This window comes from Azospirillum cavernae, from assembly GCF_003590795.1.
In the GTDB taxonomy this organism is placed as follows: domain Bacteria; phylum Pseudomonadota; class Alphaproteobacteria; order Azospirillales; family Azospirillaceae; genus Azospirillum; species Azospirillum cavernae.
Genome location: NZ_QYUL01000002.1, coordinates 881502 through 905936 on the forward strand (window position 1 = coordinate 881502; position 24435 = coordinate 905936).

25 protein-coding genes and 1 tRNA gene are annotated in these 24435 nt (G+C 65.9%); 9 read left to right on the top strand and 17 right to left on the bottom strand.

Going from position 1 to position 24435, the window contains the following annotated elements:
* Positions 1–51 precede the first annotated feature (51 nt).
* The 3 genes from D3877_RS15415 to D3877_RS15425 all read right to left on the bottom strand — a co-directional run bounded on the left by D3877_RS15415 (position 52) and on the right by D3877_RS15425 (position 3351).
* Complete coding sequence (locus D3877_RS15415) at positions 52–1380, bottom strand: MFS transporter (RefSeq protein ID WP_119831628.1); 1329 nt, start codon at positions 1378–1380, stop codon at positions 52–54.
* A complete protein-coding gene (locus tag D3877_RS15420) occupies positions 1377–1616 on the bottom strand; it encodes a hypothetical protein (protein ID WP_147395197.1) in 240 nt (79 codons plus the stop codon). Before D3877_RS15420 ends, D3877_RS15415 begins: the two co-directional genes overlap by 4 nt.
* A 97-nt stretch (positions 1617–1713) precedes the next feature.
* Positions 1714–3351: a tetratricopeptide repeat protein gene (locus tag D3877_RS15425; RefSeq protein WP_119831630.1), complete on the bottom strand. Its 1638-nt coding sequence runs from the start codon at positions 3349–3351 to the stop codon at positions 1714–1716.
* A gap of 208 nt (positions 3352–3559) precedes the next feature.
* Here D3877_RS15425 and D3877_RS15430 point away from each other — a divergent pair, with 208 nt between their 5' ends.
* Positions 3560–5134, top strand: coding sequence for an adenosine deaminase family protein (locus tag D3877_RS15430; RefSeq protein ID WP_199720817.1), 1575 nt, complete (start codon positions 3560–3562; stop codon positions 5132–5134).
* A 63-nt stretch (positions 5135–5197) separates the two neighbouring features.
* Here the strand turns inward: D3877_RS15430 and ppa are convergent, their stop codons facing one another.
* A complete protein-coding gene (ppa, locus tag D3877_RS15435) occupies positions 5198–5755 on the bottom strand; it encodes an inorganic diphosphatase (RefSeq protein ID WP_119831631.1) in 558 nt (185 codons plus the stop codon).
* A 149-nt stretch (positions 5756–5904) separates the two neighbouring features.
* Here ppa and D3877_RS15440 point away from each other — a divergent pair, with 149 nt between their 5' ends.
* The gene (locus D3877_RS15440) at positions 5905–7722 is read left to right on the top strand and encodes an extracellular solute-binding protein (RefSeq protein WP_119831632.1); all 1818 of its coding nucleotides are present in this window, start codon (positions 5905–5907) and stop codon (positions 7720–7722) included.
* A 247-nt stretch (positions 7723–7969) separates the two neighbouring features.
* Here D3877_RS15440 and modD read toward each other — a convergent pair whose 3' ends face one another.
* The 5 genes from modD to D3877_RS15465 are packed head-to-tail and all read right to left on the bottom strand — an operon-like array spanning position 7970 to position 11360.
* On the bottom strand, positions 7970–8797 hold the full coding sequence (gene modD / locus D3877_RS15445) for a ModD protein (RefSeq protein ID WP_119831633.1): 828 nt from the start codon (positions 8795–8797) through the stop codon (positions 7970–7972).
* A 34-nt stretch (positions 8798–8831) separates the two neighbouring features.
* The gene (locus tag D3877_RS15450; protein ID WP_119831634.1) at positions 8832–9824 is read right to left on the bottom strand and encodes a magnesium transporter CorA family protein; all 993 of its coding nucleotides are present in this window, start codon (positions 9822–9824) and stop codon (positions 8832–8834) included.
* Positions 9821–10738, bottom strand: a complete 918-nt coding sequence (gene folD, locus D3877_RS15455; protein WP_119832478.1) for a bifunctional methylenetetrahydrofolate dehydrogenase/methenyltetrahydrofolate cyclohydrolase FolD — start codon at positions 10736–10738, stop codon at positions 9821–9823. The genes D3877_RS15450 and folD overlap by 4 nt, the downstream gene beginning before the upstream one ends.
* Positions 10739–10752: 14 nt before the next feature.
* Positions 10753–11076, bottom strand: a complete 324-nt coding sequence (locus D3877_RS15460; protein WP_119831635.1) for a DUF167 family protein — start codon at positions 11074–11076, stop codon at positions 10753–10755.
* Entirely contained in the window at positions 11076–11360 is a 285-nt protein-coding gene (locus D3877_RS15465; protein ID WP_119831636.1) for a YggT family protein, read from the bottom strand. Before D3877_RS15465 ends, D3877_RS15460 begins: the two co-directional genes overlap by 1 nt.
* 247 nt (positions 11361–11607) lie before the next feature.
* On the opposite strand from D3877_RS15465, the gene D3877_RS15470 reads away from it, so the two are divergent.
* Positions 11608–11683 (top strand) — tRNA-Ala (locus D3877_RS15470).
* Between the two features lie 94 nt (positions 11684–11777).
* On the opposite strand, the gene D3877_RS15475 is transcribed toward D3877_RS15470, so the two are convergent.
* The 5 genes from D3877_RS15475 to gstA all read right to left on the bottom strand — a co-directional run bounded on the left by D3877_RS15475 (position 11778) and on the right by gstA (position 14962).
* Positions 11778–12953, bottom strand: a complete 1176-nt coding sequence (locus D3877_RS15475; protein ID WP_238474906.1) for a sensor histidine kinase — start codon at positions 12951–12953, stop codon at positions 11778–11780.
* 94 nt (positions 12954–13047) lie between these two features.
* A complete protein-coding gene (locus tag D3877_RS15480; protein WP_119831638.1) occupies positions 13048–13518 on the bottom strand; it encodes a low molecular weight protein-tyrosine-phosphatase in 471 nt (156 codons plus the stop codon).
* Between the two features lie 185 nt (positions 13519–13703).
* Positions 13704–13931, bottom strand: a complete 228-nt coding sequence (locus D3877_RS15485; RefSeq protein WP_119831639.1) for a tautomerase family protein — start codon at positions 13929–13931, stop codon at positions 13704–13706.
* A 12-nt stretch (positions 13932–13943) separates the two neighbouring features.
* On the bottom strand, positions 13944–14354 hold the full coding sequence (locus D3877_RS15490) for a nuclear transport factor 2 family protein (RefSeq protein ID WP_119831640.1): 411 nt from the start codon (positions 14352–14354) through the stop codon (positions 13944–13946).
* On the bottom strand, positions 14351–14962 hold the full coding sequence (gene gstA, locus D3877_RS15495; RefSeq protein WP_119831641.1) for a glutathione transferase GstA: 612 nt from the start codon (positions 14960–14962) through the stop codon (positions 14351–14353). The genes D3877_RS15490 and gstA overlap by 4 nt, the downstream gene beginning before the upstream one ends.
* 158 nt (positions 14963–15120) lie before the next feature.
* Between gstA and D3877_RS15500 the strand changes: the two genes are divergently transcribed.
* Genes D3877_RS15500 through D3877_RS15510 form a run of 3 tightly spaced genes read left to right on the top strand, consistent with a single transcriptional unit; the run spans position 15121 to position 16872 of the window.
* Positions 15121–15519 carry a winged helix-turn-helix transcriptional regulator gene (locus tag D3877_RS15500; RefSeq protein ID WP_238474907.1) on the top strand — a complete coding sequence of 133 codons (399 nt, stop codon included), beginning with the start codon at positions 15121–15123 and terminating at the stop codon, positions 15517–15519.
* Complete coding sequence (cobB, locus tag D3877_RS15505) at positions 15519–16253, top strand: Sir2 family NAD+-dependent deacetylase (protein WP_119831643.1); 735 nt, start codon at positions 15519–15521, stop codon at positions 16251–16253. The genes D3877_RS15500 and cobB overlap by 1 nt, the downstream gene beginning before the upstream one ends.
* Positions 16254–16278: 25 nt before the next feature.
* Positions 16279–16872: a uracil-DNA glycosylase family protein gene (locus tag D3877_RS15510; protein ID WP_119831644.1), complete on the top strand. Its 594-nt coding sequence runs from the start codon at positions 16279–16281 to the stop codon at positions 16870–16872.
* Between the two features lie 7 nt (positions 16873–16879).
* Here the strand turns inward: D3877_RS15510 and D3877_RS15515 are convergent, their stop codons facing one another.
* Entirely contained in the window at positions 16880–17230 is a 351-nt protein-coding gene (locus D3877_RS15515; RefSeq protein WP_119831645.1) for a metallopeptidase family protein, read from the bottom strand.
* A 582-nt stretch (positions 17231–17812) separates the two neighbouring features.
* On the opposite strand from D3877_RS15515, the gene D3877_RS15520 reads away from it, so the two are divergent.
* Both D3877_RS15520 and D3877_RS15525 read left to right on the top strand, forming a co-directional pair.
* Positions 17813–19087, top strand: coding sequence for a branched-chain amino acid ABC transporter substrate-binding protein (locus D3877_RS15520; RefSeq protein WP_119831646.1), 1275 nt, complete (start codon positions 17813–17815; stop codon positions 19085–19087).
* Between the two features lie 143 nt (positions 19088–19230).
* The gene (locus D3877_RS15525) at positions 19231–21261 is read left to right on the top strand and encodes a methyl-accepting chemotaxis protein (RefSeq protein ID WP_158599925.1); all 2031 of its coding nucleotides are present in this window, start codon (positions 19231–19233) and stop codon (positions 21259–21261) included.
* Between the two features lie 111 nt (positions 21262–21372).
* On the opposite strand, the gene D3877_RS15530 is transcribed toward D3877_RS15525, so the two are convergent.
* On the bottom strand, positions 21373–22539 hold the full coding sequence (locus D3877_RS15530) for a right-handed parallel beta-helix repeat-containing protein (protein WP_119831648.1): 1167 nt from the start codon (positions 22537–22539) through the stop codon (positions 21373–21375).
* A 308-nt stretch (positions 22540–22847) separates the two neighbouring features.
* Here D3877_RS15530 and D3877_RS15535 point away from each other — a divergent pair, with 308 nt between their 5' ends.
* Positions 22848–23876 carry a DNA-methyltransferase gene (locus tag D3877_RS15535; RefSeq protein WP_199720818.1) on the top strand — a complete coding sequence of 343 codons (1029 nt, stop codon included), beginning with the start codon at positions 22848–22850 and terminating at the stop codon, positions 23874–23876.
* A gap of 16 nt (positions 23877–23892) precedes the next feature.
* Here the strand turns inward: D3877_RS15535 and D3877_RS15540 are convergent, their stop codons facing one another.
* Positions 23893–24345 (bottom strand): DMT family transporter, encoded by a 453-nt coding sequence (locus D3877_RS15540; protein ID WP_119831650.1) that lies wholly within the window; start codon positions 24343–24345, stop codon positions 23893–23895.
* Positions 24346–24435 lie beyond the last annotated feature (90 nt).

Here is a 24435-nt window from a genome sequence, read left to right on the forward strand (position 1 = left end):
ATTGTGCGTCGCAGCAAACGCGAAGGTAACAGCGTTGGACCGGAAAATCTCTCAGTTTGCGGCGTTCTGACGCGGCAGGGCCGGTTCACGCACCCTCAGCATAAGCCCGAAACCGATGACAAAGAAAGCGAGAACGGTGCCCATGCCCGCGCGCTGGCTGGCGAAGGCCTCCGTCGCCAGCCCGAACAGCAGCGGGCCGAAGAAGCCGACAAAGCGCCCGGTCAACCCATAGAGGCCGAACATCTCGCCGGTCATGCCGGGCGGCGACAGCCGCGCCATCATCGACCGCCCCGCCGCCTGGGCCGGGCCGAAAAAGGCCCCAAGCCCCAGCGCCAACAGCCAAAACCACAGCTTGTCCGACACCAGCAGCAGCGGCAGGCCAAACAGAAGCATCCCCGCCAGCGCGGCGAGAATCACCGGCTTGGCCCCCGCCCGGTCGTCCATCCAGGCGAATCCGATGGCCCCGAATCCGGCCACGACGTTCAAAGCGATGGCGAAGAGGACGATTTCCTCAAAGCTCATGCCGAAGGTTCCGGCGGCGAACAGCCCGCCAAAGGCGGTGATGGTGTTGATGCCGTCGCGGTAAAAGGCGCTGGCGATCAGGAAGCGCACCGCCTGCCGGTGTTGTCCGGCGTGTCGCAGAGTGCGGCCCAGCATCGCCACCCCCTCCCGCGTCGCCTGGGCCAGAGAGCGGCCATTCGGCGGCTCGTCGGGAACCCACAGGAAATAGGGCAGGGCGAACAGCCCGTACCACAGGGCGACCAGCAGCGCCGTGGCGCGGATGTTGGCCTGCGGCCCCCATTGCTCCCAACTCAGCCCAAACAATCCAAACAGCGGCGCTTCGGCCTTCACGAAGCCGAACAGCGCGACGACCAGACAGACCAGCCCGCCGAAATAGCCGACGCCCCAGCCCCAGCCCGACACCCGCCCCAACAGGCGCGGCGGGACCAGAGCGGGCAGGCTGGCGTTGTAGAAGACGTTCGCCAGTTCAAAAGACACGGTGGCGACGACGACGCAGACCAGGGCGAACAGCGCGTCCGCCGGATCGGGCCGCACCCACCACAGCGCGGCGCTGAGCGCCACGGTGATCCCGGTGAACAGCGCCATCCAGGGCTTGCGCCGCCCATGCCGGTCGGCGATGGCCCCCAACAGCGGGCTGAGCAGGGCGATGGCGATCCCGGCGATGGTCATCGCCGCGCTCCACCGCGCGGTTCCGGCGACCGGATCGCCAACCACGCCACGGGCGAAATAGACGGAAAAGACGAAGGTGGTGATGATGGTGTTGTAGGCGGAGTTCGCCCAATCATACAGGCACCAGGACGCGACGGCGCGGCGGTCCACCGCCGTCGGGTGGGACGGCTGGGGCGTGGGCGGCGTCATTCCGCCGCAGGCGGAACCGCAGCGATCCGGGTGGGGATCAGGGCGTTGATGGTGGCCCGCTGCTCGTCCATCCGCCCGTCGATGCGGGCCATGAGTTGTTGGATTTGGGACATCACGCCTTTGACCTCGGCCATGCTTTGCTTCAACCCGCCGACATCGTTTTTCAGACCGGAGACGTCGGTTTTCAGCGCGGCGATGTCATGCTCCATGCGGTCGAGGCGGGAATCGATGCCCATTTTGAACACTCCAGAATGCATTCGACCACTCTACTCAAATCCAGCGCCGAATCCAATCACAGGATGTGGACGTGCGGGGGTTCGGCGCCCGCCGTGCTCAGCCCCCGATGCCGAACGAAATCTGGTTGTTGTCGTAACGGGCGATCACGGTCAGACGGTCGCCGGGGCGGACCTTGATCGGCGATTCCAGGAAGGTCATCGCCTGTTTCCAGTGGTTGGTCCGCGCCAGGCTTTCCGATTTGTAGACCACCTCCTCGTCCATGACGAGGTCGAACCAGAAGGCGACGCCGTGGCAGGTTCCCTCCTTCGTCACCGTGACTTCGATCTCCCGCTCGCCCTCTTCGGGCATGTTGCGGGTGAAGTCGAAATCCAGCGCGGTGAAGGAGTCCGACAGCGCGCTGTGCGCGTCGGCGGCCAGATCAAGCTGTTGATAGCCGGGGGAGCGGAAGACGTCGAAGCTGGACATGTCGAAACCGTCGATCCGGTTCACCGGGTTGATGCGGGCCAACTCCGGCGTTTCGATCAGCATGGCGTAAACGGTGGAGGCGCGCGGGATGATGGCCCCGCCCGGCTTCACCAGATGGGTGCGGGCGTGTTGCAGCACCGACAGCATGCGCGGGGCCAGCATGCCGATGTTGATGAGTTCCGACACGAAGACGTCGGCCTTTTCCGGCAAATCGCCGCCCTCGCCCACCGTCAATTGCGTGGACAGGAGGGGCACCACGGTGACGCGGTCGGCGTAGCCGTTGTTGGCGACGGTTTCCTTGGCGACGCGGGCCAGGATCGGGTTGACCTCGCAGGTGACGACCTGTTTGGCCCCGGCGCGGGCGGCCATCATGGCGACGATGCCCGATCCGGTGCCGATCTCCAACACCAGCGAGTCGGGCTTCACCGCGCGTTCCAGCGATTGTTTGTAGGCGTCGTTGCGCTCAAAATCATTGATCATCGGCAGATGCCAGCCCGGCACCGCGCTCGAATAGATCAGGCGGCGGGTGAACTGGATCATCGGATGATCGGGGGCCTGTTCCCGCGCCGCCTCGATGGCGTCGATGGCCTCCGACGCGCGATCCAGGCTTTGCAGCGCGTGGGCCAGACCGACCTGGGCCGGGACGAAGCGCGGCGCGGCGGCCAGCACGGTGCGGAAGGAGGCTTCGGCCTTTTCCAGCCGCCCTTGGGTGGAGAGCAGTTCGGCCAGGCTGTAATGCACGTCCAGATAATCGGGGGCGAGTTCCAGCGCCTTGCCGAAATGCTCCTCCGCCGCCTCCAACTGGCCCAGTTCGCGCAGGGCGATGGCCAGGAAATGATGCATTTCCGGGGCGTTGTCCTTCAGCGCCAGCGCGGCGCGGAAACTCTCCACCGCCTCCTCCAGCCGCCCCAGGACTTTCAGCGCGTTGCCAAGATTGCCATGCAGTTCCGGGTGTTTGGCGTTGACCGCCAACCCGGCGCGAAAGGATTCCTCGGCTTCCGCCGTCCGGCCAAGCTGAAACAGCAGGCTGCCCCGGCTGTTGTGGAACGAGGCGTCGCTGTCCAACTCGGCGATGGCCTCGCCAAACAGGACCAGCGCGTCGTCCGGGTGGCCAGTGTGGGCGGCGACCAGCCCCAGCAGATGCACGGCTTGCGCGTTGTGCGGGTCGATGGCGAGCAGCGCGCGGCACATCGCCTCGGCGCCCGGCAGGTCGTTGGCCCGAAACAGGCGGGCCGCGTCGAGCAGGGTGGGGGCGGGCGTGTCGGTCATCGCGGCGGCTCCGGTCGTCGGGAACACGAAAAGATGACGGCACCATAGCGGGAAACGCGTGGTCGCTACAGTGTTTCGATGCAACCCGCCGCAACCGTCAAGCCCTTGGTATTTTGCACAATTGCCGTCGATTCGCGGTCGCCGATTGCGTCAGGGCGATTATGTGGGTCAGGATTCGCGCAATGGATGATTGCGGGAGGACAAACCCATGACACGCGTGTTTTCGACGCTGGCCGCTCCGGCGCTGGCGGCGTTGCTGTTGGCTGGTTGCGCCACGATGGCGCCCGGCCCCACCACCGGCCCCACCACCGGCGCTGTCGGCGACGCTCAGCCCGCCGTCGCCGCCGACTCGGCGGCGGCCCGGCGGTTCGAGGCGGTGCGCAACAGCCCGCCGGAGCTGCGCGCCTTCCTGTACCGGATGCCCAAGGGGGCCGATCTGCACAGCCACCTGACCGGGGCGGTCTATGCGGAAACCTATCTGCGGTTGGCCCAGGCGGCGAATCTGTGCTTTGACCGCGCCGCCAAGGCGCTGGTCGCCCCGACCACGAACAAGCCCTGCGGCACGACCAAGGACAGCCCGCAGCCGGCGGCCAGCGTGGTCATCGCCGACAGCGTTCTCTACCCCGTCGCGCTGGACGCGCTGTCCACCCGCGACGCGCTGCCGATCTCCGGCTACAGCCTGCACGATCAGTTTTTCGCCACCTTCGGGCGTTTCAGCCCGGCGACCGGCTCGACCGGCGATCTGTTGGCCGAGGTGGTGGACCGCGCCGGACGCCAGGGCGAACAGCATGTCGAACTGATGGTCTCCTTCCAGACCTGGGCCGCCGCCAACATCGGTAAGGCGACGCCCTGGACCGGCGACCTGCCCCAGATGGCCGAAAGGCTGACCGCCGCCGGTCTGCCCGCCCTGATTCCGCAGGCGAAAAAGGACATCGACGCGGCGGAAGCGCGGATGCGCGCGCTGCTGGGCTGCGGCACGTCGGCGGCCAAACCCGGCTGCGGCGTGTCGGTGCGCTACCTCCAGCAGGTGTCCCGCACGCAGGCGCCAAGCCCGGCCTTCGCCGTCACCCTGTTCAACGCCATGCTGGCGGCGCAGGAGCCGCGCGTCGTCGGCCTGAATTTCGTCGCGCCGGAGGACAACCCGGTGGCGCTGGCCGATTACGACCTGCACATGCGGATGATCGCCGAAACGCGCCGCCGCTTCCCCGACACCAACGTCGCCCTGCACGCGGGCGAGCTGACGCTGGGTCTGGTGCCGCCGGAAGAGCTGCGCAACCACATCCGCAAGGCGGTCGAGGTCGCCGGGGCCAAACGCATTGGCCATGGCGTCGATCTGATGTTTGAGGATGACCCGCAGGGCCTGCTGCGCCAGATGGCGGCGCGCAAGGTGGCGGTGGAAATCAACCTGACCAGCAACGACGTGATTCTGGGCGTGGTGGGCAAGAACCACCCCTTCCCGATCTACCGCGCGGCGGGCGTGCCGACGGTGATCTCAACCGACGACGAGGGCGTGAGCCGCATCGACCTGACCAACGAGCTGGAACGCGGCGTGACCGAGTTCGGTCTGGGCTATGGCGATCTGGTGCGTTTGGCCCGCGCCAGCCTGGAGCACAGCTTCCTGCCCGGCGACAGCCTGTGGACGGCGAACGGCTGCGTGGTCGGGGAAAGCGCGTCGGCGGCGTGCCAGACGCTGTTGGACCGCAGCGAAAAGGCGCGGCTGCAATGGAGGCTGGAAGACGCCTTCCGGCGTTTCGACCGCGAGGTCGCGGACGGAAAACTCTAAAACTCTGACGCGGAGAACCGGGGGCCACGAGTTGTGGCCCCCTGTTCCATCACATGGCCAGGATCAAACGATGACGCCCGGCTTGCCCTTGTTGGCTTCGGCGGCGCGGGCCAAGCCATCTTCGATCTTCTTGGCGGCGGCTTCGGCGTCGCCCCAGCCCAGAATCTTCACCCACTTGTTCTTTTCGAGATCCTTGTAATGCTCGAAGAAGTGGGCGATCTGCTCGGTGAGGATCGACGGCAGGTCGGTGTAGTTCTTCACGTCGGTGTAGAATGGGTGCAGCTTGTCGACCGGAACGGCCAACAGCTTCTCGTCCTCGCCGCCCTCGTCTTCCATGTACAGGACGCCGATGGGGCGCGAACGCAGGATCGCGCCGGGGATGACCGGAACGCGGCCAACGACGCAGACGTCCACGGGATCGCCGTCGCCCGACAGGGTGTGCGGGATGAAGCCGTAGTTGCAGGGGTAATACATCGCGGTGTGCAGGAAACGGTCGACGAACATCGCGCCCGATTCCTTGTCGACCTCGTACTTCACCGGATCACCGCCGACGGGAATTTCGATGACGACGTTGACATCCCAGGGCGGGTTCTTGCCCACGGCAACCTTGCTCAGATCCATCTTCTCTCGTCCTTCGACTGGCGTAACAGGGCACGTTTTTATTGGGCGCCGATGCTGCACCGACGCCGCCGGGGGCGGAGTTTAGGCGCAAGCGCGCCCAAGGCCAAGGCACTCTTGCGCGGGTGCGGCAAAGGGGCAACCCTGTCGGCATGATTCGCCCCCTCCTCATCGCGCTGGCCCTGCTGGTCGGTCCAATGGCCCAGGCGCAGACCCTTCCGGCTCCGCCCGATACGGCGACCCACGGCGTCGCCATGCACGGCGATTTGCGGCTGCCGCCGGATTTCTCCGCGCTGCCCTACGTCAACCCTGACGCGCCCAAGGGCGGGACCATTCGGCAGGCCGTGACCGGCAGTTTCGACACGCTGAACCCGCACATCGTCAAGGGCGTTCCGGCCCAAGGGTTGGGATACACGTTCGAGACGCTGCTGACCCGCTCGTGGGACGAACCCTTTTCGCTCTATGGCCTGCTGGCGGATCGGCTGGCGGTGGCGGCGGACCGTTCCGCCGTGACCTTCCACATCAACTCAGCAGCGCGCTGGCACGACGGATCCCCGGTGACGGCGGACGACGTCTTGTTTTCGCTGGAGACCCAGCGCGTCCACGGCACGCCCAACCGGCGGCTGTTCTACGCCAAAGTGACCAAGGCCGAGGCGTTGGACCCGCGCAGTGTTCGCTTCGCCTTCGCGCCCAACGCGGATGGCGGGATCGACCGGGAAATGCCGCTGCTGATGGGGCTGATGCCGATCCACAGCAAGGCGTGGTGGGCCGACAAACCGTTCGACCGCACGACTTTGGAGCCGATCCTGGGCAGCGGCCCCTACCGGGTGGCGAGCGTCGACGCGGGCCGCCGAGTCACGTACGAGCGCGTTCCCGATTATTGGGGCCGGGATTTGCCGATTCGCCGGGGCCTATTCAACGCGGATCGGCTGGATTTCGTCTATTACCGCGACGATTCGGTGGCGTTGGAGGCGTTCAAGGCCGGGGACGGCGACGTGCGCCGCGAAAGCGACCCGGCGAAATGGGCGACCGGCTATGACAGCCCGGCCCTGCGCGACGGACGGATCGAGCGGGAGGAGTTGGCGCACCAGCGCCCCGACGCGGCGCGCGGCCTGATCTTCAACACCCGCCGCCCGCTGTTCGCCGACGTCCGGGTGCGGCAGGCTCTGGGCATGGCCACCGATTTCGTCTGGATCGGGCGAACCCTGTTCCACGGCGCGCTGACCCGCACCGCCAGCTATTACCCCAATTCCGAACTGGCCGCCCAAGGGCTGCCGCAGGGGGCGGAGTTGGCCGCGCTGGCCCCCTTCCGCGACCGGCTGCCGCCCGCCCTCTTCACCCAGCCCTTCGCCTTGCCCGTGACCGACGGCAACGGCCCGGCGGGCGGGCGGGCCAACCGGCGCGCCGCGCTGGGCCTGCTGGCCGAGGCCGGATGGACGATCCGCGACGGCCGTTTAACCGACGCGGCGGGCCGGCCCTTCGCCTTTGAAATTCTGTTGGCCGATCCGGCGGAGGAGCGGGTGGCGCTGGAGTTCGCCCGCTCGCTCGACGGGTTGGGAATCGCCGCCCGCGTCCGCGCGGTGGACAGCGCCCAATTTCAGGCCCGGTTGGACCGTTTCGATTTCGACATGGTGATGCGCTGGTGGGCGTCCAGCCTGTCGCCGGGCAACGAGCAGCTTTATTATTACGGATCCGATGCGGCGGAGCAGGAGGGCAGCCGCAATCTGGCGGGCATCCGCGATCCGGTGGTGGATTCCATCGCCCATTCCATCGCCGAAGCGACGACGCGCGCCGATTTGGTGGCGCGGGCGCGGGCGCTCGACCGGGTGCTGCTGTGGGGGCACTATATGGTCCCGCTGTTTTACAGCCCGGTGGACCGTCTGGCCCATTGGTCCCGCCTGCGCCGCCCCGCCGTCACCCCGCTCTACGGCCCATTGATCGAAAGCTGGTGGGTTGTGGATCCGCGTTAGGGTTTGGGGGGCGGCGCAGGGCGGCGAAATAAGGTTAGTGTGGCAGCATCTCAAGACCGCAAAATGATATCCAACACGGATAAACACGGATGCCGACTGCGTCGGCTCACGGATGAACACGGATCAAGTAAATTTTTTTATCCGTGTTCATCCGTGGGTATTCGTGTTCATCCGTGTTTCAAATTTGTCTTCCACGTCAGTAACGTTAGGTTAGCCTAGCTTCGTTGCCCTGGGAGGGGGCAAAGCCTCACGCCGGGCGCAGCGTCACCTTGACGTCGGCGGGCGGGCCGAAGAAGGGGGCGGACGTCACCAGCAAGCGGCATCCGGCGGCGGCGTAGGCGGCGGCGTTGGCTTCGGTGACGCCGCCCGCCGGGGCGACCATCGGCGGAGGGGTCAAGGCGCGGGTGGCGGCGATCACGGCGGCGGCGGCCTCGGGCGGCAGCTTTTCCAACTGGATGACGTCGGCCCCGGCCTTGGCCAGCGCGACGGCCTCCTCGACCGATCCGGCCTCCACCACGATCTTCTTTTCCGGGGCCTTGCGGCGCAGGGCGGCGATCCAATCCTCGGGCGGGCCGGGCAGGAAGGCGCGGTGTTCGGGGAAGACCAGCAGGGTTTCCGACAGGCCCAGCCGGTGCATCACCGCGCCCCCGGCGATCACCGCCTTGACGCTGAGATCCTTGGCGCCGGGGAAATTCTTGCGGGTGCAGGCCACGGTCACGCCGGGGGCGGCGTCCACGATCCGCCGGGCGCGGCTGGCGATGCCCGACGCGTATTCGGTCAGCGTCTGCGCCACCTTCCACGCCCGGTGCAAGGCGCCGGCGGGGCCGTCGGCCTCCAGAAAGACAGCCCCAGCCTCCAGACGGGTTCCGCTGGGGCTGACCCGCGTCACCCGCCCGCCCGCCTTTTCCACCAGACGGGCGGCTTCCTCGCTCCCCGCCAGCACCATGGCGGCGCGCGCGGCGAAACTCATCCGGGCGGGTTGATCGGCGATTCCCAGGGAGTCGGTGGTGAGGTCGCCGTAAGGAACATCCTGGGCCAGCAGCGCGTCGAGCGCGGAATCGGACAGGACGATCATCGGCGGTTTCCTTTTCAGAGTCGGCGAAATCCCGTCACAGCCAGCCGCGCCGCCGGAAATACCAAAGCGGCACCACCGCCGACAGAACCATCAGCAGAATGGCCATGGGATAGCCATAGTCCCAATTCAATTCCGGCATGTGTTTGAAATTCATGCCATAGGCCGACGCGATCAGCGTCGGCGGCATCAGGGCCACGGCGACGACCGAGAAAATCTTGATGATGGCGTTCTGTTCGATGTTGATGAGGCCCAGCGTGGCGTCGAGCAGGAAATTCGCCTCATGCGCCAGAAACCCGGCGTGCTCGTTCAGCGAACGCAAATCGCGGGTCATCGTTTTCAGCGCGGTTTTCTGCTCTTTGGTCAAACGCCCGCCGCTGACCGAGGTCAAAAACACCACCAGACGGTCCAGACCGGCCAGACTGTCGCGCACCTTGTGGGTCAGATCGCCCGCCCGCCCGATGCCGCGCAGCACGTCCTGCAACTCGTCGGGCTTCTTGGCCGCCTTGCCGAAGCCGCCGCTGTCCAGAGAATCGTCGAAAATCCGGGCCGACAATTCGTCGATGCGCCCGCCGACCAGCTCCAGCACGTCGGCCACCCGGTCGATCACGGCGTCGAGCAGGCCGAACAGCGCGGTTTCGCCGGTGGTCAGCAATTCGGGCTGGCGCACGCAGCGGGCGGCGAAGGTGATGACCGGCAGCGGTTCGGTGTAGCGCAGGGTGATGAGGTGGCGCGGCGTCAGGACGAAGGTCAACTCGCCCTGTTCGGGGTGCGGCGAGGTGGCGCGCGAGATGATCGAGGAGGTCATGTAGACGCCCTCGCCCTCGGTGTAGAGCTGGCTCGACGCCTCGATCTCTTTCATCTCGGCGCGGGTCGGCAGGTCGCAGCCGGTCAGCGCGCCGACATGGGCGCGCTCCGCCTCGTCCGGGCGCAGCAGGTCGATCCACACCGCGTCGGGGGGCAGCGGTTCGTCCAGCGCCAAAGGCTGGCGGACGACGCGGCCCTCGACGCGGGCGTGGACGGTTATCACAGCGCCGCCTCGGCGGGGATTGGGGCGCCCGCCGCGCGGCAGGCGGCGGCCAGCGTGTTCAGCATCAGGCAGGCGATGGTCATCGGCCCGACGCCGCCCGGCACCGGGGTGATGGCGCCCGCGACCTTCACCGCTTCGGCGAAAGCGACGTCGCCGACCAGCCGGGTCTTGCCCGGCCCGGCGGCGGGATCGGCGGCGGGAACCCGGTTGATGCCGACGTCGATGACGGTGGCGCCCGGCTTGATCCAATCGCCGCGCACCATTTCGGGCCGCCCGACGGCGGCGACCAGAATGTCGGCGCGGCGGCATTCCTCGGCCAGATCGACGGTGCGCGAATGGGCCAGAGTGACCGTGCAGTCGGCCTGAAGCAGCAGATGCGCCATCGGCTTGCCGACGATGTTGGACCGGCCCAGCACCAGCGCCCGCTTGCCCTTCAGGTCGTGGCCCAGCGTGTCGCGGATCAGCAGCAGGCTGCCCAGCGGCGTGCAGGGCACGATGGCCCCCGGCTGCCCGGTGGCGAGCAGACCGGCGTTGACGACGTGGAAGCCGTCGGCGTCCTTTTCCGGGGCGATGCGGGCCAGAATCTTTTGCGTGTCGATGTGCTTGGGCAGCGGCAGTTGCACCAGAATCCCATGCACCGCCGGATCGGCGTTCAGCCGGTCGATCAGGGCCAGCAGGTCGGCTTCGGCCATGTCGGCGGCTTCGTGATGGTCGAAGGAGTTCATCCCCAGCTCGACCAGCGCCCGTTCCTTGGACTTCACATAGACCTGGCTGGCGGGATCCTCGCCGACCAGCACCACGGCCAGACCGGGGGTGACGCCGTGGCTGGCCTTCAGCGCGGCGACGCCGTCGGCCACCCGCGCCCTGAGACCGGCCGCGAAAGCCTTGCCGTCGATGATCTTTGCGTCCGCCATGGTCGCCTCCACACTCACTCTGAAACGCTGTCAATCAAGGCCGTCAGGCGGGGCGTCAACGCCGCCGGATCGCCGGCCACATGGATGATCTTGTTGCGGTCGGTCGCCCCGGCCACCACCGTCAGGCTGGTTTTCGGCAGTTTCCACGCCTTGGCCAGCAGCTTGACGACCGCCTCGTTCGCCTTGCCGTTTTCCGGCACGGTCGTGACCGTCACCTTCAAAACGCGCCCGCCGTCGGCGACGTCAACCAGCCCGACGATGGCGTTGCGGGACGCTTTGGGCGTCACCCGCAAGGTCAAACGCAGGCCGTCGGCCACCGGCTCCAGCGGGCCAGCCATCAGAAGCGCGGCCAGTATTGCGCCATCAGGTTCTGAACGAAGGAAATCCCCAGCAGAACGACGATGGGCGACAGATCCAACCCGCCCATGTTGGGCAGAACGTTGCGGATCGGGCGCAGCACCGGCTCGGTCACGCGGTAGAGGAAATCGCCGATGACGTAGACCGCGCGGTTGCGGGTGTTGATGACGTTGAACGTCACCAGCCAGCTCAGCACCGCCGAGAGGATCAGGACCCAGAAGAAGAGGTCGAGGATGGTGTTGATGAGCACATACAGCGCGATCATGCCCGGCCTGCTCCGTATCGGTTTTTCGGGCGGCGGTCCCAACGCGGGCGCCAACGTTTGGCCGCACCCTAACCACGGGGCGCAAAGCTGTCCAGCGCCATGCCCACGCCGGGCCTGGACGAACGCGATTGGTCATAGGCCGCCGCCAGGGCGCGACATTTTTCTTGAATCAATCGCTTGACAGCCCCCCCCGGAATGGACAATAACCGCGCCACGCCGGACGCAAGACAGCGTTCGTGCCGTGTGTGGGGCCGTAGCTCAGCTGGGAGAGCGACGCGTTCGCAATGCGTAGGTCGGGAGTTCGATCCTCCTCGGCTCCACCAATTTTCCCTCAGAACATGTCTGGTTCGGAACGCAGCGCCCTTTTGGGCGCTTTTTGCGTTTCAGCGGCCTTGCGCCCCCATCGCCCCGCCCGTCTTACACCTCCTGCGGGATGACGAGAGTCACGCTGGTTCCGGCGCCGGGGCGGCTGTCGATGGACAGGCGGCCACCCATCGGGCCGGTGACGGTGTTGAACACCACGGCCAGACCCAGCCCCTTGTGGCCGCGCCCGCGCGCGGTGGTGAAAAAGGCGTCGGTCAGCACCGGCAGATGCGGCGCGGCGACGCCAACCCCCTCGTCGCGCAGGATCAGGCGCCAAGCCGCCTTGCCGTCCAGCAGGGCGGGGGCGAGCGTGATCGACGCGTCCGCCGCCGCTGTTGCCGTCGCGTCGGCGGGGTAGGCGTGGGCGCGGACATTGTCGAGCAGAAGGTGCAGCACGCGTTCCAGATGCGCGGCGTGGCCAAGCCAGGGGCAGGGCGGGCCGGGGGTGATTTGAACCGACGGCGCGGTCTGTGGATGCTGCGCGGCGTAGAGGGCGACGGCCTGTTCGGCGACCTCGCGGGCGTCCAGCGCCTCCAACGGCCCGGTGTGCTGGCAGGCGGCGATCGCGGTGAAGGCCTCCACCAGATCGACGGCGCGGGCGAGGTTCGATTGCAGCAGCGCCGCCGGTTCCTGCACATCCTCGATTCCCTGACCGGCCAAATCCTGAAGATGGCTGGCGGCGGTGACGCAGACGCCCAAGGGGGTGTTCAGTTCATGCGCCAGCCCGGTGACGGCCTGGGTGATGGCGCGGTGGCGGGCCAGCGCGGATTCGGCGATGCGGGCGCGGCGCTCCAGATCCTCGCGCACCACCCGCTCCGACACGTCGCGGATCATCCGGCTCAATTCGCGCAGCAGCTTGGCCAACAGATCGGGCGAGGGCGAAATCAGGGACAGGAACAGATCCCGTTCCAACTCGAACACCGTCACCGGCGTGGCGGCGATGATCGAGGCCGAGCGCGTGCCGCCATCGACCAGGGCCATTTCGCCGAAACACTCCCCAGCCTGCCGGAATCCGACCTCCACCTGACCGCCCATGCCGTCGTTGCGCACCACGCGGACGGTTCCCGACAGCAGGACATAGAGGGATTGCGCCTCCGTCCCCTCGCTCATCAGCGCGTGGCCTTGGGGGGCGTCGAACACCCGGCCCTGGGCTTCGACCGCCGCGCGTTCGTCGCGCGTGAAGGAATCGAAGAGGGCTATCCCGTCGAGAACGCCGTTGGCGGTGGGCATGATCGTCGAAGGCTCCGGGGGCTGAATCCTTTCTTTATAAACCATTGGCGGGGGCGGCGGCGAGACGCTATCGGTCCCAGCCGATCAATGAAAGTTACCGATCCGGGCGAACGCGGGCCAGCAGCCCGGCGGCCCCCTGTTCGCACAGGTCGAAAACCCGCTCGAATCCGCGCGCGTCCCCGTAATAGGGGTCGGGCGTCTCGCGGACGCCGACGTCCGGCGCGTCGTCCAGAAACAGCGTGACCGCCGCCCGGGCGTCCGCCGGGGCCATGCGCCGCAGATGCGCCAGATGGCCGTCGTCCATCGCCAGGATGTGGTCGAACTCGTAAAAATCCTCCGGCGTCACCTTGCGGGCGCGCAAGCCCGACAGATCGACGCCGCGCGCCTTGGCGGCCTGCTGGCTGCGCGGGTCGGGCGGCTCGCCGATGTGGTAGCCGTGGGTTCCGGCGGAATCGACGCCGATCCGCCCGTCCAACCCGGCTTGGACGACCCGATGGCGGAACACCCCCTCGGCGGTGGGCGAACGGCAGATGTTGCCGGTGCAGACGAACAGAACCTTCACCATCGCCAACGGCCTCCGCCTGTCGAACCAGGGCGCAAGGCTAAAGCGGATCGCGCAAAAGCGGAATCGGTTTGACGGGCGAATCCGCTCGACACAGCAAGGCTTGGCGTCGTGGGCGTTTGGCGACAGGCAGGCCACGCCCGGCGTCTCCGGTTTCCCAGAGACGCGAGCGCGGCTCTGCGGCGACGTCAGCTTTCCGTGAGGCGGTCGGCGGACAGGCGCTGGCGACGGAATTCGGCGACGGGCAGACCGCCGACGCCCCAATCCTCAAGCGCCACCTCGTCGATGACGACGAAGGTGGTCGCCGGATCCTTGTTCAGAACCTCGACCAGCAGATCGGTGACGCCCCGGATCAGCGCGGCCTTTTGATCGGGCGTGGCGTCTTCACGGGTGATCTTGATGTTCACATAGGGCATGGCGGCGTGTCCTCATCCAATCGACGGGGCGTCGACCGGCTCGCTGTGGAAAATTTTGGCGATGATTTGCCAACGCCCGTCGAGGAAGACGAGGGTCAGCAGATCGGTGAAGCGCTTTGGCCCGATGGCGCAAGCGACGCGGGCGAAGCCGGTGACGGGTCCGGCGAACTCGATCGCCAAAATTCGGTCGGCCCGCTCCTCGTTCCGGCTGGCGGGCGACGGGCGTTGATCGACGACGGGGAAATACTCCTCCATCGTCCGGTGCAGCAAAACGCCGTCGCTGGCGGTGGCGTAGATCGCCTGGGGATGGAACACGGCGCGCAGCCGCTGGGTGTCGCTGTGGTGCAGACCGTCGAAATACTGCCCCAGCAGGGCGATCACCGCGCCAAAACGCGGGTCGCCCGCAAACGCCGCCGCGCTCACGCCGCCAACCCTTCGGCCCGCAGCGCCGCCTGAACGGCGGGCCGCTCCGCCACCCGCGCCGCCAAGGCCGACAGCTTCGGCCAACGCTTCAGGTCAACGCCGGTCGGGCCGGTCCAGGTCGTCATGACGAAAAAGTAAGCGTCGGCCGCCGAAAAGCCGTCGCCCAGCAGATGCGGGCGGCCATCGGCCAGCGCGCCTTCCAGAAAATCCAGGCGGACGCCAACCTTCGCCCGCGCCGCCTCTTTCGCCTCCGCCGTGCTTGACGGGGTGAACAGCGGAACGAACGCCTTGTGAAGTTCGGAGGACAGGTAGTTCAGCAGCTCTTGCAAGCGGACGCGGGCGCGCGTGCCGTTGGCCGGAGCCAACCCGGAATCGGGATGCTGGTCAGCGATGAACTGGACGATGGCGACGCCTTCGGTCAGCAGGTCGCCATCGTCGAGCCGCAGGGCCGGGACATAGCCTTTGGGGTTGACGCTGTAATAATCGACGCCGGTCTCCGTGCGGTGGGTCGCGGTGTCGACCCGCTCCAGGGTGAAGGCGGCCCCCGCCTCGCGCAGGCAGATGTGGGGCGACAGCGAGCAGGCTCCGGGGGCGTAATAGAGCTTCATGGGATGATCTCCGGTGCGTGTTGGGATGACGCGCCGACGTTAACCAGAGGAGTTACCTTTGTATATCTGGTAACTTTCCGTTATCTTCTTTCCCAGTAACCGGGCCGTAACCGGAATGTTCGCATCCTCCTGACATGGCGGTGTTTATGGTCTTGAAAGTGCGGAAAAGCCGAGCCGAGCGTCTGCCGCCGACCTGCGAGGTGGGCGAATGCATGGGCCTGTTGGGCGGAGCCTGGACCCCCAACGTGATCTGGCATCTCAGCGGCGGCCCCCGGCGCTTTGGCGAGTTGCGGATCGACATGCCGGGGATTTCCGCCAAGATGCTGAGCGCCCGGTTGAAGGATTTGGAGGAAAAAGGCGTGATACGGCGCACGGTGGCCGCCACCTCTCCCCCGTCGGTCGAATACGCGCTGTCCGATCTGGGGCGGGAACTCGTTCCCGCCATCACCGCGATCGCCGCCGTCGGGGCGCGGTTGAAGGCCCGACGCTTGGCGGTCGCGGCTGCCGACGCGCCGACGGGTCAAGAAGCCACGGTTCAACACAAGGATGAAGACTGATGCCCGCGCTGGATTCCGTGCGCCTGAACCCGACCGATTCCATCGTCATTCTGACTGGGGCCGGGATTTCCCAGGAATCCGGGCTGGACACCTTCCGCTGCGCCGGGGGCATCTGGTCGAAGGTTGATCTGGAGGATGTGGCGACGCCGCAGGGCTTCGCCCGCGATCCCGATCTGGTCCACCGTTTTTACAACGACCGCCGTCGCGGCCTGCTGGATCCGGCGATCCAGCCCAACGCGGCGCACGCGGCCTTGGCGGCGTTGGAGCGGGGTTGGCGCGGCAATCTCCTGCTGGTGACGCAGAACATCGACGATCTGCACGAGCGCGCCGGATCCACGGCGCCGCTGCACATGCATGGCGAGCTTTTGAAGGCGGTGTGTCTGCGTTGCGGGACGGTGTCCGACTGCCGCGACGATCTGTCGGTCCATGATCTGTGCCTGAGCTGCGGGCGCAAGGGCGGGATGCGGCCCGACGTCGTGTGGTTCGGCGAAATGCCCCACCATATGGACCGCATCCAGGCGGCGCTGGAGGATTGCGACCTGTTCCTGTCGATCGGCACCTCGGGCCACGTCTACCCCGCCGCCGGTTTCGTGGCCGAGGCGCGGGCGGGCGGCGCCCACACGGTGGAGCTGAATTTGGAGCCGTCGGAGGGCGTCAGCCGTTTCGACGCGGCGATCCACGGCCCGGCGACCGCGCTGGTCCCCGCCTTCGTCGCCGAATTGCTGGCGCTTTGAGAAACTTTCGGGTGAGCGGCGCGTCATGAGTGATTTGGCCGCCCTGTTCGCCGAGGTCCGCGCCTGCGCGCGTTGCGCCGGGGCGTTGCCGCATGGTTGCCGCCCGGTGCTGCGCGGCGCGGCGTCGGCCCGGCTGCTGATCGTCGGGCAAGCGCCGGGCGCGCGGGTTCACGCCAGCGGGATTCCGTGGAACGACCCGTCGGGCGACCGGCTGCGCGCGTGGCTGGCGCTGGGGCGCGAGGGTTTTTACGACGAATCGCGGATCGCCATCGTGCCGATGGGGCTTTGCTATCCCGGAACCTCTCCCAAAGGCGGCGACTATCCGCCGCGCCCGGAATGCGCGCCGCTGTGGCACCCGCCGCTGTTGGCGGCCTTGACCGGGGTTCGGTTGACGCTGCTGGTCGGGCAATACGCCCAGGCGCGCTATCTGGGCGCCCGGCGCAAGGCGACGATGACCGACACGGTGGCGGCGTGGCGCGACTATGGCCCGGAGTTTTTGCCCCTGCCGCACCCGAGTTGGCGCAACAGCGGTTGGCTGGCGAAAAACCCGTGGTTCGAGGCCGAACTGGTCCCCGTCCTGCGCGCGCGGGTGGCGGCGGTGCTGGAGGGGGCTGGTTGACCGCCCCTCACTCCATCGCTTCGATCCGCTCCATGTCCTCGTCGGAATGGCCGAAATGGTGGCCGATCTCGTGGATCAGCACATGGCGGACGATGGCCGCCAAATCCTCCCCCGTCTCGCACCAGTAATCAAGGATCGGGCGGCGGTAGAGAAAGATCATGTCCGGCCCGCCGCGTACGTCGGCGACGCTCTGCCGGGTCAGATCCACCCCGCGATACAGCCCTAGCAGGTCGAAGGGGCTTTCCAGCTCCATCTCCTGCTCCGTCTCCTCGTCGGGGAAATCCTCGACATGGATCACGAGGTTGCTGATTGGGGCCAGCAGTTCCGCCGGGATGGTGTCGAGGGCGGCTTCGGCCATGCGCTCCAGGTCTGCGACCGAGGGCGGGACCGTGTGGGGGATGGGGCGTGTCATCGCCTGTAGATAGGGGAAGTCCCGCCCCGCGCCAAGCCCGACGGTTCAATGCGGAGGCTGTTCTGGAGCTGAGGGACGGTCATTTTTTTGAAACAAATCATCGCAATGTTGCGCTGTTGAAACATCAGAATTTTCGGATTCTCGGTTGCGGAACGACAAAAGATTGCATAAAATCGAACTCAACATACGGATAATAACAATTCAATACAACGCGATCTCTTATGCGTGTTGACTATATTGGAGTATGCATCTCTTCGTAAGCGTACGATCAAGTTTCACCCACCGGCCATGGAGATTGTGCGTCTGACGCGCCGTCCTGCGACGCCCCGCCCCTCGAACGTTGTTCGACGCCGGGCTGGGCGCGCGCGGGCGTCGTCGGCCTCACGACTCCTTTCGCGATCATCACCCCACCGTTCAACCGTTCGGCGTGGCTGTTCTGGGGATCGGCGATGTTTCACATCGGATCGACCGTTCCAGCGGCTTGCGCGACGGACCCAACGGGGGAACCCACCCACCAAGGACGATTCGATGCGCATTCCGTTCCAAACCGCCTCCCTGAAGAGCGTCCCTCTCTCGCTCGCCGTCGGCGTGGCCTCGCTCGCCGCTCTGTCTTCTGTCGCTCTGCCTTCGGCGGCGCTGGCCGACCCGCTGCGGGTGGCGGTGATCGAAAGCCTGTCGGGCATGCAGGCGTCCACCGGGCGCCCCTATCTGATCGCCGCGCATTATGTGCTGGACGCGCTGAACGCCAAGGGCGGCTTCAACGGCGAGAAGGTTATCCTCACCGAATACAATTCGGGCGGCAAACCGTCGGGCGCGTCGGAAAAATTCCTGCAAGCCGCCGCCGAGGGCGCGAACATCGTGATTCAGGGATCCTCCTCCCTGATCGCCGCGCAATTGTCCGACGACATCCGGGAGTACAACAAGAAGAACCCCGGCAAGGAGGTCATCTACTTCAACGTCGGCGCCGAGGCGATGGAGCTGACCGGCGAGAAATGCCACTTCCACGCCTTCCGCTACACCGCGACCGCGCCGATGCGCATCGGCGCGCTGGTCAGCGTGATGAAGCAGGAAGGGGTGCTGGGCAAGCGCGTCTATTCGATCAACCAGAACTATTCCTGGGGCCAGGACGTCGAGGCCAGCATCAAGGCCAACGCCGCGCCGGGCGGGTATGAGGTGGTGGAAAGCGTCCTGCACGACGTCGCCCGCATTCAGGATTTCTCGCCCTTCATCGCCAAAATCAAGGCCGCGAATCCCGACACCGTGCTGACCGGCAATTGGTCGAACGACCTGCTGCTGCTGATGAAGGCGGCGGGCGACGCCGGGTTGAAGGTCCGGTTCGGCACCACCTTCCTCGATCAGGTCGGCAACATCAGCAACGCGGGCGAGGGGGCGTTGGGCCATTACGTCGCCCACCCCTTCAACATCGAACTGACCGATGGAGCCTTCGCCCAGGATTACCTGAAGGTGACGGGGCATCTGCCGGTTTATGTCGAGCCGAACGCGGTCAACGCCCTGAAGGGGCTGGTCAAGGCGCTGGAAACGATCAAGCCCAGCGGCGGGGCGATCAAGGGCAACGACATCGCCCTGGCGCTGGAAAACACCACGATCCAGACGGACATCGGCCCCATCGCCATGCGCAAAGAGGACCATCAGGCCTTGCTGCCCATCGTGGTGTCGCGCGTTGAAAAGGGCGTGAAATACCCGGTGGACGGCACCGACATCGGTTTCAAGCCGGTCAAGGTCATCGCCCCGGACGCGGTGGTTTATCCGGTCCAGGCCAAATGCGTCATGCAGCGCCCCTGATCCAAGCGACGGCGGGGCGCCCGGCGTGACCGGGCGCTCCGCATCCGGGGGCTGAGGAACATGTGGAATCCAATGTGATGATGAGCCGAATTGCAAACGGCGCGAGAAGCCTGACCGGCAAGCTCATTCTGTGGGTCGTGGTCATGCTCGCGATCATTTTCGCCGGTGGCGTGGCCGCGCTGTCGACCGTCAACAGCGGCGTCATCGGCGATCTCGCGCTCAAGCACAGCAGCGAGGTGGGGGAACACCACGCCGCCGGGGTGCAGGGGGATTTGAACCGCGCGATGGCGACGGTGGAGGCTCTGGCCAACGCCTTTGGCATGATGCGCCGCAGTTGGGTGACGGACCGCACCGCCTACAACGAAGTCATGCGGGCGATGTTCGAAAGCGATCCCGACCTGTTCAGCCTGTGGGCCGGGTTCGAACCGAACGCCATCGATCCCGACGCCGACCATCTGGACGACATCGGCTGCAACGGCAAGGGCCGCTTCCTGGCCCAATGGTTCCGCGAAAACGGCCAACTCGACGTCCGCGCCTTCGACGAGCCGAAGGCGGGGGATCCGGGTTCGGCTTTCTATTTCCGGCCCAAGGATTTGCGCAAACCCGTCGTCACCGAACCCTATGAGTACATGGTCGGCAGCCGCAAGGTGCAGATGGTCTCCCTGGTCGCCCCGGTGATCGTGGACCGCCGGGTCATCGGCGTGGTCGGCCTCAGCCTGCCGCTCGACCGCTTTTCCGAATCCTTGGGGCGGGTGCGCCCCTTTGAAACCGGACGAATCAGCCTTGTTTCGTACCAGGGGAGCTGGGCGGCCTATCACCAGCCCGACGCGCTGGGCAAGCCGGTGACGGCGTCCGACCCGGAATTGGCGGGCATCCTTGACGCGGTGAAGGAGGGGCGGCGCAGCGACTTCATCACCCAGGATCCGGTGATCGGCGGGCCGGTGCAGAATTTCCTGATTCCGATCACCATCGGCGCCACCGGCACCCCGTGGGGGATGCTGACCACCATTCCGTTGGACAAGGTCAACGAACCCGCCCGGATGATCCAGAACTGGACGTTGGCGGGCAGCGTGGTGACGCTGGTCATTCTCGCCTCGATCCTCAGCCTGGTCGGCATGATGGTGATCGGGCGGCCTTTGGCTCGCACCGTCGCCGTCATCGGGCGGCTGGCGGGCGGCGAATACGCCTTCGCGATCAGCGGGGTGGAGCGCAAGGACGAGATCGGGCAGGTCAATCGGGCGCTTCAGATCTTCCAGAAAAACATCGTCCGCGTCGCCGAGATGGAAAAGGAGCGGCGCGATCAGGAAGAGCGCGCCGTGGCCGTCCGCGCCGAGGAGATGGGGCGGTTGGCCGACAGCTTTGAAGCGGCGCTGTCGGGCATCGCCGGGGCGGTGTCGTCGGGCGCCGGCGAGCTGGAGGAGAGCGCGGTCTCCCTGACCGGCATCGCCGAGGAAACCAGCCGCCAGAGCATCGCCGTGGCCGCCGCCTCGGAACAGGCGACGACCAACGTGCAGACGGTGGCGGGGGCGGCGGACGAGCTGGTTTTCTCCATCAACGAGATCACCCGGCAAATCACCCTGTCCGCCGACACCGCTCGGGCGGCGGTCGGCCACATCGACCGCACCAACGAAACGGTGGAGGGGCTGGTCGCCGCCGCCCAGCGGATCGGCGACGTCACCGGCTTCATTCAGCAGATCGCCAGCCAAACCAATTTGCTGGCGCTGAACGCCACCATCGAGGCGGCGCGGGCGGGCGAAGCGGGCAAGGGCTTCGTCGTCGTGGCGTCGGAGGTCAAGAATCTGGCCAACCAGACCGCCAAGGCGACCGACGACATCCGCGTGCAGATCCAGCAGATGCAGGAAGTCACCGGCGCGGCGGTGGAGGCGATCCGCGAGATCGCGCGGATGATAACCACCGTCAACGACAATATTTTGGCCGTCACCAGCACGGCGGAGCGGCAAGGCGCCGTGACCGCCGAAATTTCCGAAAACATCCGTCAGGCCGCCGACGGCACCCGCGACGTCACCACCAACATTGGCGGCGTCACGATGGCGTCGGGCGAAACCGGGCGGATGGCGCAAAATGTCCTGGACGCGTCGCGCAGCTTGACCGAGCAGTCGGTCCATCTGCGCAATGAAGTCCAGGCCTTCGTGGCTAAAATCCGCGCCGCCTGATCGCGGCGGCGGTCCTTGATTGGACCGCCGCCCATCCCACACACAGTCTTGCCATGGGGCCGATGCGTGGCGACGCTGAGGTGTGGACGCCCAGCGTCACCACAGCGTGGGTCAATCCAAGACGCGATTGCCGGTTCCGCTGTTGATGAAGGGGGAAGCGCACTGCGCATAGGCATTTGGGCCTAGGACGATTTTGCTGGTGTTGTTCTGAAGCCAAATTCCGGTGTTCTTGATTTTTTCCACGGTGTTTCCAAGAATCGTCATGCCGCGATCCGCGTTGTTCGCGTTTTGAATGACGATGCCATTTTCATACGACGAGGTGGCCGCAGACCCGCAACCACGAATGATGTTTCCGGTGATGGTGGTTGAGCCGGTGCGGTTCATGTCGATGGCGATCCAATCCTCCGAACCATTGCTGTTCCCGGCTGTGCTGTTGAAGTTGTAGAACAGAGAGTTCGAGATGCTGCTGTCATAAACGCCCCGGGTGAGGATGTTGCGGACGGCGGCGTTGATGTGGCAGTTGTTCATGGCCAACAGGCTTTCGGCGCCATTTTCACCGCAATCCCAATAGACCCCATATTTCACACCAACAATTGAACAATTTGTCATGTAGATGCCTTCGCAGTACTGCGTCGCCAACACAGCCGTATGGCCATAGACAAAATTGCAGGCTGTGATGGTGTGGTCCGTGGCGTCTTTCCCACTGGCGCTGGTCCAATAGACGATGGATCGACCTTTGAATTTACCCTCCCCGCAGACAATGAACTCGCAATCTGTGACGTGACTGTTCGACGCGTCCTGGATGACAAGGCCGGTCCACCACCCCTCCTCCATCGTGGTGGCGCCACGGAAGGCGACTCGGGAAATGGTCGGCGACGGCATCGGTCGTCCGACAAGACTGCCGCCGTCGAACCACAGGGCATGCCGGGTGTTGCTGGTCGATGTGGTGGACAAGGTCAGATCGGACGCATGAAACGCGGCGAATTGCTGACCGCCAGCGCGCAGCCAGTAATTGCCAGCCCCGGCGGTCGCCTTGAAACCGTCCACGTCGGTGAAACGGATTTCAGAAACCTCCATGCCATCGCCTTTGATCGACACCGCCTTTTGGCCGGTCATGTCGATCGTGATGCTCTGGCTCAGGATGTAGATGCCCGCCGGAAAATACAGAACGCCGCCGCCAGCGGCCACCAGCGCGTTCCGCGCCGCGTTCACAGCGCCGGTGTCATCGGTCGAACCATTTCCCGTGGCGCCATAGGATTTGACGTTGAAGACATCCATGTGAGTGCTCCGTCGTTTGGTGAGAACGGGGAGAATGTAAATTTAAGGAATTTAAACCTCAATAGAAAAAGAAAAATATCCTATTTCACGACAGTCAGCCTACGCCAGGCGCCTTGGCGGCGCGACGCCGCTCGGAGCGTCCAAGATGGCGGTCGCCGTCCGATGACGCTATCCTAACCGCCCATTGGCGAAGCGAGCGATGAATGAGGGGATCAAGGGCTAAAGAAGCGCCTAAGGAGATCCTTCCTCCGTTCAGCCTTCAGGTGGATCCGAACGCCATCGTCGAACAGGATCACGACCAAGCTTTCATGGACTACAAAGCGGGTCAGACGCTGTCGCCCCTGCTGCTGCTGGGCGACGCCAAGGAGGTGCTGCGGGCGCTGCCCGACGATTGCCTCGATTGCGTCATGACCTCGCCGCCCTATTGGGGCAAGCGGGAGTATGAGGCGGGCGGCCTGGGGCTGGAGGCCGATCATCGGGAGTATGTGACGGCGCTGGCCGCGATCATCGCCGAGGTGAAACGGGCGCTCAAGCCCGAGGGATCCTTCTGGCTTAATTTGGGCGACAGCTACCAGGGCAAGGGGCTGGTCGGCGTGCCGTGGCGCGTCGCCTTCACCTTGATCGACCATCAAGGCTGGATTCTGCGCAACGAGGTGGTGTGGAACAAGCTGAAGGGCGGGATGGACACCAGCAAGGACCGTCTGGCCAACCTGCACGAAAGCCTGTTCCACTTCGTCAAACAGCCAAAGGGCTATTACTACGACGCCGACGCCATCCGCTCGAAACCGCGCACGGCCAAGATCGTCAACGGCGCGGTGGTGTCGGCCACGGGCGTGTCCGGGGTTCGCTACAAAAGACAGATCGAACTGTCGACATCGCTTCAGCCCTTGGAAAAAGAGGCGGCCTTTGCGGCCCTGGAGACAATCTTGACCGATGTGGCGGAAGGGCGGCTGTCCGATTTCCGCATGGTCATCCGTGGGCAGCAGCGGACAACCCACTCCGACAACGTCAAGCTCTCCGGCCGCGCCAAGGAACTGCTCGACAAAGGATTCTACCTCCTCAAATACCACCCAAAAGGCAGCAAGCCGGGCGACGTTTGGGACATCATCCCCGAGGACACGCAGGGCCGCGCGGCGCATTTCGCCGCCTACCCCATCGACCTGTGCCGCCTCCCGCTGCTGGCGACCTGCCCGCCGGGCGGAATCGTCCTGGATCCCTTCTGCGGAACCGGCACCACCCTGGTCGCCGCGCGCTTGCTGGGTCGGAAGTCGGTCGGCGTCGATCTGTCCCGACGCTACCTGGAACTCACGCAGGAACGGCTGCGCGCCACCCGGTGAACGTCGGCGTCCGCCGCTACAAACGGATCAGCACGACGCCCACAATCAGAGACGCGGCGCCGACCAACCGGGTGAGGCTCAACGGGTGGTGGGAAAGCCCGAACAGGCCGAAATGCTCGAAGGCGAGCGAGCCGACCATCTGGCCGACGACGATCAAGGCGAGAACCGTCGCCGGACCAAGGCGAGGGACCATCAGAATGGCGACGCTGATGAACAGCGCGCCGAAAAGCCCCCCGCTCCAGGACGGCCAGGACGTGGATCCCACGAGCGGGATGGACAATGGCGGCCCTGGGGCGGTCAGCGCCACCGCCAACATCGCCAGCATGCCGACGCAATAACTCACGAAGCCCGCCCACCAGGGCGACCCCAGTTCCGTGCGCAGATTTGCGTTCAAGACCTGTTGCAACGCGACGCTCGCCCCGGCGCCGACCACCAAAAGATAGGAAAACACCGACACAGCGGACGTCATGCCGCGATCTCCCCAGCTACGCGCCGATTCGCAGCGGAACCATTCCCTGCGGCGCTTCTGGGCGGATGGATAGCAAGCTTGGGCGATGGC